Annotated in this window: 5 protein-coding genes; all 5 read left to right on the top strand. The window is 74.2% G+C overall.

The genetic code is table 11. From position 1 onward, the window contains the following. The coding region (locus ABZX30_RS37490; protein WP_355942750.1) for a SpoIIE family protein phosphatase at nucleotides 1-1771 on the top strand (1771 nt) is incomplete at its 5' end. Nucleotides 1772-1834: 63 nt separating this feature from the next. After that, nucleotides 1835-3382 (top strand): sugar ABC transporter ATP-binding protein, encoded by a 1548-nt coding sequence (locus ABZX30_RS37485; protein WP_355942747.1) that lies wholly within the window; start codon nucleotides 1835-1837, stop codon nucleotides 3380-3382. Continuing rightward, nucleotides 3379-4461 (top strand): ABC transporter permease, encoded by a 1083-nt coding sequence (locus ABZX30_RS37480; protein ID WP_355942744.1) that lies wholly within the window; start codon nucleotides 3379-3381, stop codon nucleotides 4459-4461. Before ABZX30_RS37485 ends, ABZX30_RS37480 begins: the two co-directional genes overlap by 4 nt. 62 nt (nucleotides 4462-4523) lie before the next feature. Further along, nucleotides 4524-5687 carry a substrate-binding domain-containing protein gene (locus ABZX30_RS37475; RefSeq protein ID WP_355942741.1) on the top strand — a complete coding sequence of 388 codons (1164 nt, stop codon included), beginning with the start codon at nucleotides 4524-4526 and terminating at the stop codon, nucleotides 5685-5687. 106 nt (nucleotides 5688-5793) lie between these two features. Then, complete coding sequence (locus tag ABZX30_RS37470) at nucleotides 5794-6492, top strand: GAF and ANTAR domain-containing protein (protein ID WP_355942738.1); 699 nt, start codon at nucleotides 5794-5796, stop codon at nucleotides 6490-6492. Nucleotides 6493-6542 lie beyond the last annotated feature (50 nt).

Raw genomic sequence — 6542 nt, 5'->3', positions numbered from 1 at the left:
CCGGGAGGCCACGCCCGACGGGGGCGACACCGTGCCGGGCCGGCCTCCGGGCCGGCCGTCCGAGGCCAGGGGGCTGGTGATGGTGGGGGAGCCCCGCGTGGGGGCGTACGCCCTGGCCGCGCGCCGCCGCCTCGAGCTGCTGTCCGAGGCCAGCGCCCGCGTCGGCACCACCCTGGACGTGCGCCGTACCGCCGAGGAACTCGCCGAGACGGCGGTCCCGCGACTGGCCGACTACGTCACCATCGACCTGGTCGAGGCCGTACTGCGCGGTGAGGAGTCCACGGACCCCCTCGGTGACCTGCGCCGCGCCGTGGTCCACGGCATCCGCGACGACCTCCCCTTCGTCGCGGTCGGCAAGCGGCCCGACTTCGGCCCGACCGCGCCCCAGCTGCGCTGTCTGACCAGCGGGCAGGCGGTGCTGGAACCGGACCTGAAGGTCGCCGCCGGCTGGCTCGCCCTCGGACCCGAGCGCACCGACGGGCTGCTGGTCCACGTCCACTCGCTCATCGCCGTACCCCTCGTCGCCCGCGGTGTGGTCCTGGGCGTCGCCGCGTTCTACCGCGCCCAGGACCCGGCGCCCTTCGGGGACGACGACCTCTCGCTCGCCCAGGAACTCGCCACCCGTGCCGCCCTGTCCATCGACAACGCCCGGCGCTACACGCACGAGCGCACCATGGTCCTGGCCCTGCAGCGCCGGCTGCTCCCGCACGGCCTGCCCGACCAGCACGCCGTCGAGGTCGCCCACCGCTACCTGCCCGCCGAGGCCGATGTGGGCGGCGACTGGTACGACGTCATCCCGCTCTCCGGTGGCCGCGTCGGCCTCCTCGTCGGCGACGTCGTCGGACACGGCATGCTCTCGGCCGCCACCATGGGCCGGCTGCGCACCGCCGCGCGCAGCTTCGCCGAGCTCGACTTCCCCCCGGACGAAGTCCTCGTCCACCTCGACAACCTGGTGGGGCGCCTGGACCGGGAGGACCCCGACGGCGAGGGCGCCGGCATCATCGGCGCGACCTGCCTGTACGCCATCTACGACCCGACGACGCAGCGGTGTTGCATGGCCCGCGCCGGCCACCCTCCCCCCGCCCTGGTCCGCCCCGACGGCACCGTCACCTACCCCGACCTGCCCGCCGGGCCCCCGCTCGGCCTCGGTGGACTGCCCTTCGACGTCGTCGAGACCGGCCTTCCCGAGGGCAGCCAGCTGGTCCTCTACACGGACGGACTGATCGAGGACCGGCACCGTGACGTCGACGCGGTCCTCGAGCAGCTGCGCGAGACACTGGCGCGCCCGGACCGCACCCCCGACGAGACCTGTCAGGCGATCCTGGACACGGTGGCGCCCAGCCACCCGTACGACGACATCGCCCTGCTCGTCGCCCGTGCCCACGCCCTGCCCGCCGACCGGATCGCCACCTGGGACCTGCCCGCCGACCCCGCTCTGGTCAGCGAGGTCCGTGCCGGTGCCGACCGGCGGCTGGCCGACTGGGGTGTGGACGAGGCCGCGTTCGCGGCGGAACTGATCCTGAGCGAGCTGATCACCAACGCCATCCGCCACGGTGCCGGTCCGATCCGGGTAAGGCTGCTGTACGACCGGAACCTGATCTGCGAGGTGTCCGACGCCAGCAACACCGCCCCCCACCTGCGTCGGGCGGCCAGCACCGACGAGGGCGGCCGCGGCCTGTTCCTCGTCGCGCAGCTGTCCCGCAGCTGGGGCACGCGCTACCTGCCGCAGGGCAAGGTCATCTGGGCCGAGTGCGGGCTCGACGCCGCGTGAGGCGGGTGCGGCACGCCCAGGTATACCCGAAATGAAATGATTAGTTCGGCTAGTATCCCGCTTGTGCACGACGCTCCAGACCCGTCTGCGAAGGCGCCGGCGCCCTTCCGGACACCACCTGTGGTCCGCATCCGCGGACTCGGCAAGCGCTTCGGCGGCACCGTCGCGCTGGCCGGAGTCGACCTCGACGTCCACGCCGGAAGCGTCCTCGCCCTCCTCGGGCCCAACGGCGCGGGGAAGTCCACGCTCATCAAGGTGCTCGCCGGCGTCCACCACGCCGACTCCGGGCTGATCACGGTGGACGGGCACCCGCTCGGCACCGAAGCCGCCTCCCGACGCATGTCCTTCATCCACCAGGACCTCGGCCTCGTGGAATGGATGACGGTCGCCGAGAACGTCGCCCTGACCACCGGGTATCCGCGACGCGCCGGGCTGATCTCCTGGCGGCGGACCCGCGAGCGCGCCGCCGACGCCCTCGGGACCGTCGCCGGACACCTCGACCCCGGCACACCGGTCGCCCGGCTCGGCCCGGCCGAGCGTTCCCTGGTCGCCATCGCCAGAGCCCTGGCGGCACGCGCGAAACTCATCGTCCTGGACGAGCCGACCGCCCGTCTCCCGGCGCCGGACTGTGCCCGCCTGTTCCGCGTCCTGCACGCCCTGCGTGACCGGGGACACGCCGTCCTCTACGTGAGCCACCGCCTCGACGAGGTGTACCGGGTCGCCGACGCCTTCGCCGTCCTGCGCGACGGCCGCCTCGTCAGCCACGGCCCGCTGGCGGGTCACAGCCCCGCCCGTCTGGTGCGCGACATCGTCGGCGAGGAACCGGCCCACTACCGGCCCGCCACGGCTCCCGCCGGGGGACCGGCCGTACTCGTTCTCGACGGCGTGCGGACCGCCGGCGCCGGACCGGTCAGCCTGGAGCTCAGGGCCGGTGAGGTCCTGGGACTGGTCGGTCTCACCGGCGCCGGACACATGGACCTGGGCCGGGCCCTCGCCGGCTCCCGGCCCCTCCTCGACGGGCGCGCCCTGCTCGGCGGCCGGCCCTATCGCCCCCGTACCGTCGCCGGCGCCGTCCGCCTCGGTGTCGGCTTCGTATCGGGCGACCGGCTGCGGGAAGGATGCGCCGCCGACCTGACCGTGCGGGAGAACCTCCTGGCCAACCCGCGGGCGGGCGGCCGGCCGGCGCTGAGCTGGACCGGCCCTCGCCGTGAACGCGCCGAGGCCGTGACCCTGATGGAACGGTACGCGGTGCGACCCCCGGACAGCGAGGCCCCCCTCGCCACCCTGTCCGGCGGAAACCAGCAGAAAGTCATGATCGGCCGGTGGCTGCGGGTGAGCCTGCGCCTGCTGATCCTCGAGGAGCCGACCGCGAGCGTGGACCTGGGGGCCAAGGCCGCGATCTACCGCCTGCTCGACGAGGCGCTCGCCGCCGGCCTCGCGGTCCTGCTCGTCTCCACCGACTTCGAGGAGGTCACGCGCGTCTGCCGGCGGGCCGTGGTCCTCGTCCGCGGGGCCGTCACGGCCGAACTGAGCGGACCGGCCCTCACGGTGGCCGGGCTCACCCGGGCGGCTTCGGCCGTGCCTCGTTCCGGAACCGCGACGAACCCATGACGGCACCGCCCCCGTCCTCGCCCCGGCCGCACCGGCCGCACGGGCACCTCGTCGGCGCCTACGGTCTCCTGGCCCTCACGGCCCTGCTCTTCCTGATCTTCTCCCTGGCCCTGCCACGCACCTTTCCCACCCTCGACACCGTCGACTCGATCCTGTCCAACCAGGCGGTTCCGGCCGTCCTCGCGCTCGCCGCCATGGTCCCCCTCGTGACCGGCGCGTTCGACCTCTCCCTCGGCTACGGCCTCGGCCTGGCCCACGTCATGGTGATGCGGCTCCTCGTCCACGACGGGTGGCCCTGGCCGCTCGCCTGCCTCGTGGTGATCGCCGCAGGGGCGGTCGTCGGCTTCCTCAACGGTGTGATCGTCGAGTTCGGCCGGATCGACTCCTTCATCGCCACCCTGGGGACCGGCAGCATGATGTACGCCGTCACCGGCTGGGTCACCGACGGCGGCCGGATCGTCCCCGGTCCGCAAGGCCTCCCGGCCGGTTTCACCGACCTCTACGACTCCACCTTCCTCGCCCTCCCGGTGCCCGCCTTCTACGTGCTCGCCCTCGCGCTGGTCCTCTGGCTGCTCCTGGAACGGCTGCCGCTCGGCCGGTGCCTGTACGTCATCGGCTCGAACCCGCGCGCCGCCGACCTCATCGGCATCCCGGTCCGCAGGTACACCGTGTACGCGTTCGCCGCAGCGGGGCTGATCGTCGGCTTCGCCGGTGTGCTGCTCGCGGCCGAGCAGCAGATCGGCAACCCGAGCGTCGGCCTCGACTACCTGCTGCCCGCCTTCGCCGGCGCCCTGCTCGGCTCGACGGCGATCAGACCGGGCCGCCCCAACGCCCTCGGCACCGTGGTCGCCGTCGCCGTGCTCGCGGTCGGCCTCACCGGCGTCGCCCAACTGGTCGCCGACTTCTGGACGGTCCCGCTGTTCTACGGCGGTACCCTGCTCATCGCCGTCGGCCTGGCCGGCTGCGCGGCCCGCCGCCGGCTGCGAGCGGGCGCCGCCGCGGCCCGCGACGCGCCCGGCGCACCGGTGCCGCCGTCGTCCCCCACGCAGGACGGCGGCAACGCCGGTCCCCCTGTCTGACCCGGCGCCGGGCAGCGTGTCCCCGGCCGCGTCCGCCGCCCAGTCCTCCGCGAGGAGCCCCCGTGCACGGCAACCGCAAAGCCTCCCCAGGCGCCCGCCGGGCCCGGCTCGCCTGGTGTGCCCTGCTGGCCACAGCGACCGTCCTGGCCGGCTGTGAGCGCGGGTCGGCGGGCGGTTCGGGGGTGCCCCCGGCAGGCCCGGACGGCTGTCCCGCCGTCCGCGCCAGGGCCCAGGCCGCCGTGGACCGGGCCGATCGGACCGACGTCCCCTGGGGCGGCCCGACCACCGGCCCCGTGGCGGTGCCCGGCAAGACCATCGTCTTCGTGGCCCAGGCCATGACCAACCCCGGAGTGGCGGGCGCCGCGAACGGGCTGCGGGAGGCCGCGCGAGCCATCGGCTGGAGCGTCCGGGTGATCGACGGCCAAGGCACCCCCGCCGGTATCCGGGCGGCGATGAGCGAGGCGGTCACCCTCAAGCCCTCGGGCATCGTCATCGGCGGGTTCGACCCCGGCTCGACGGCCCCGCAGACCTCGCGGGCCAACGCCGAACGCATCCCGCTCATCGGCTGGCACGCGGTCGCCGCTCCCGGCCCCAGCCGCCGGCCCGAGCTCTTCACCAACGTCACCACCCGTGTCGAGGAGGTGGCCGGGATCAGCGCCCAGTGGGTCATCGCGCACTCCCACGGCCGGGCCGGGGTCGTGCTGATCACCGACGCCTCCATCCCCTTCGCGAAGGGCAAGTCCGACCTGATCAGGAGGGAGCTCGCCACCTGCCGGGGCGTGAAGCTGCTGGCGTCCGAGAACATCCCGATTCCCGACGCGAGCAGCCGCACCCCGCGGGAGATCTCCTCCCTCCTGTCCCGGTTCGGCGCCGAGTGGACCCACTCCGTGGCCATCAACGACCTGTACTTCGCCGACGCGGCCCCCGCCTTCCGCGCGGCGGGCCGCAAAGGCTCCGGCCCGCCGTTCAACATCGGCGCCGGCGACGGCGACCCCTCGGCGTTCCAGCGCATCGACAGCGGGCAGTACCAGGCCGCCACCGTCCCGGAACCGCTGTCCCTTCAGGGCTGGCAGATCGTCGACGAGTTCAACCGCGCCTTCTCCGGCCGTCCCGCCAGCGGATACGTGGCCCCCGTCCACATCAGCACGACCGGCAACAGCGGCGGCGCCACGTCCTGGGACCCCTCCGGCTACCGGGAGGCGTACCGGAAGATCTGGCGCGGGTAGCGGGGGGCGGCACGGGCCGCCGCAGGTGGCCTGATCCAGCCGCGCGCGCCGCACGGCGTCGACGGGGCGTACTGTTGCCGCATCGGTGACCGAGGGGTGATGACCAATGGAGTGGCGCGAGTTCGCGGAGCGGATGGCTCTGCTCGCGCGGGATCTGCTCCGGCAGGACTCGGTCCAGGGGACGCTGGACGAGATCACGGCGTCCGCGGTGGAACTGGTCGAGGGCTGTGACGCGGCCGGCATCCTCGCGGTGCGCAAGGGCCGCACCGTGACCTTGTCCGCCTGCGGCGACATGGTGCGGGAGAGCGACCGGCTCCAGGGCGAGCTGGGCGAGGGGCCGTGCTTCGATCTGGCCCGCGGCGCGGACGGCGACGGCGAGCGCGTGTTCCGCATCGCGGACATGACCCAGCCCCAGGAAGCGTGGCCGCGCTACGCCGCCGCAGCCCGCGCACTCGGGATCGGAAGCATGACGGGTGTCCTGCTGTACACCCACAACGAGGACTTCGGCGCGCTGAACCTCTACGCACGCCGTCCCGACACCTTCAGCAAGGACATCGAGACCGCCGGCTGGCTGCTGGCCTCCCACGCCGCCGTCGCCCTGGCCGACGCCCGCACCATCGACCAGCTCCAGCACGCCCTGGAGACCCGGCACGCCATCGGGGAGGCCATGGGCATCCTCAGGGAACGTCACGGCCTGAGCGAGGACGAGGCCTTCGGTGTGCTGCGCCGCCTGTCCCAGCACCACAACATCAAGCTGCGGGACGTCGCCCAGCGGGTGCGGGACGAAGGCCCCGGACAGAGCTGACCGCGTGGTGGGGGCCCGGCCGCCGCCCGGCCGGGCCCCCCCCGCCGCGC

It is taken from the genome of Streptomyces sp. NPDC004542, assembly GCF_040610035.1.
Lineage (GTDB): Bacteria > Actinomycetota > Actinomycetes > Streptomycetales > Streptomycetaceae > Streptomyces.
Note: the sequence above shows the minus strand (reverse complement) of the source record. Positions and strands in the feature narration are given on the sequence as shown.

Bases quoted from the DNA above. Each gene is read 5' to 3' on its own strand.
- ABZX30_RS37480 (WP_355942744.1), top strand. From the start codon at position 3,379: ATGACGGCACCGCCCCCGTCCTCGCCCCGGCCGCACCGGCCGCACGGG.
- ABZX30_RS37470 (WP_355942738.1), top strand. From the start codon at position 5,794: ATGGAGTGGCGCGAGTTCGCGGAGCGGATGGCTCTGCTCGCGCGGGAT.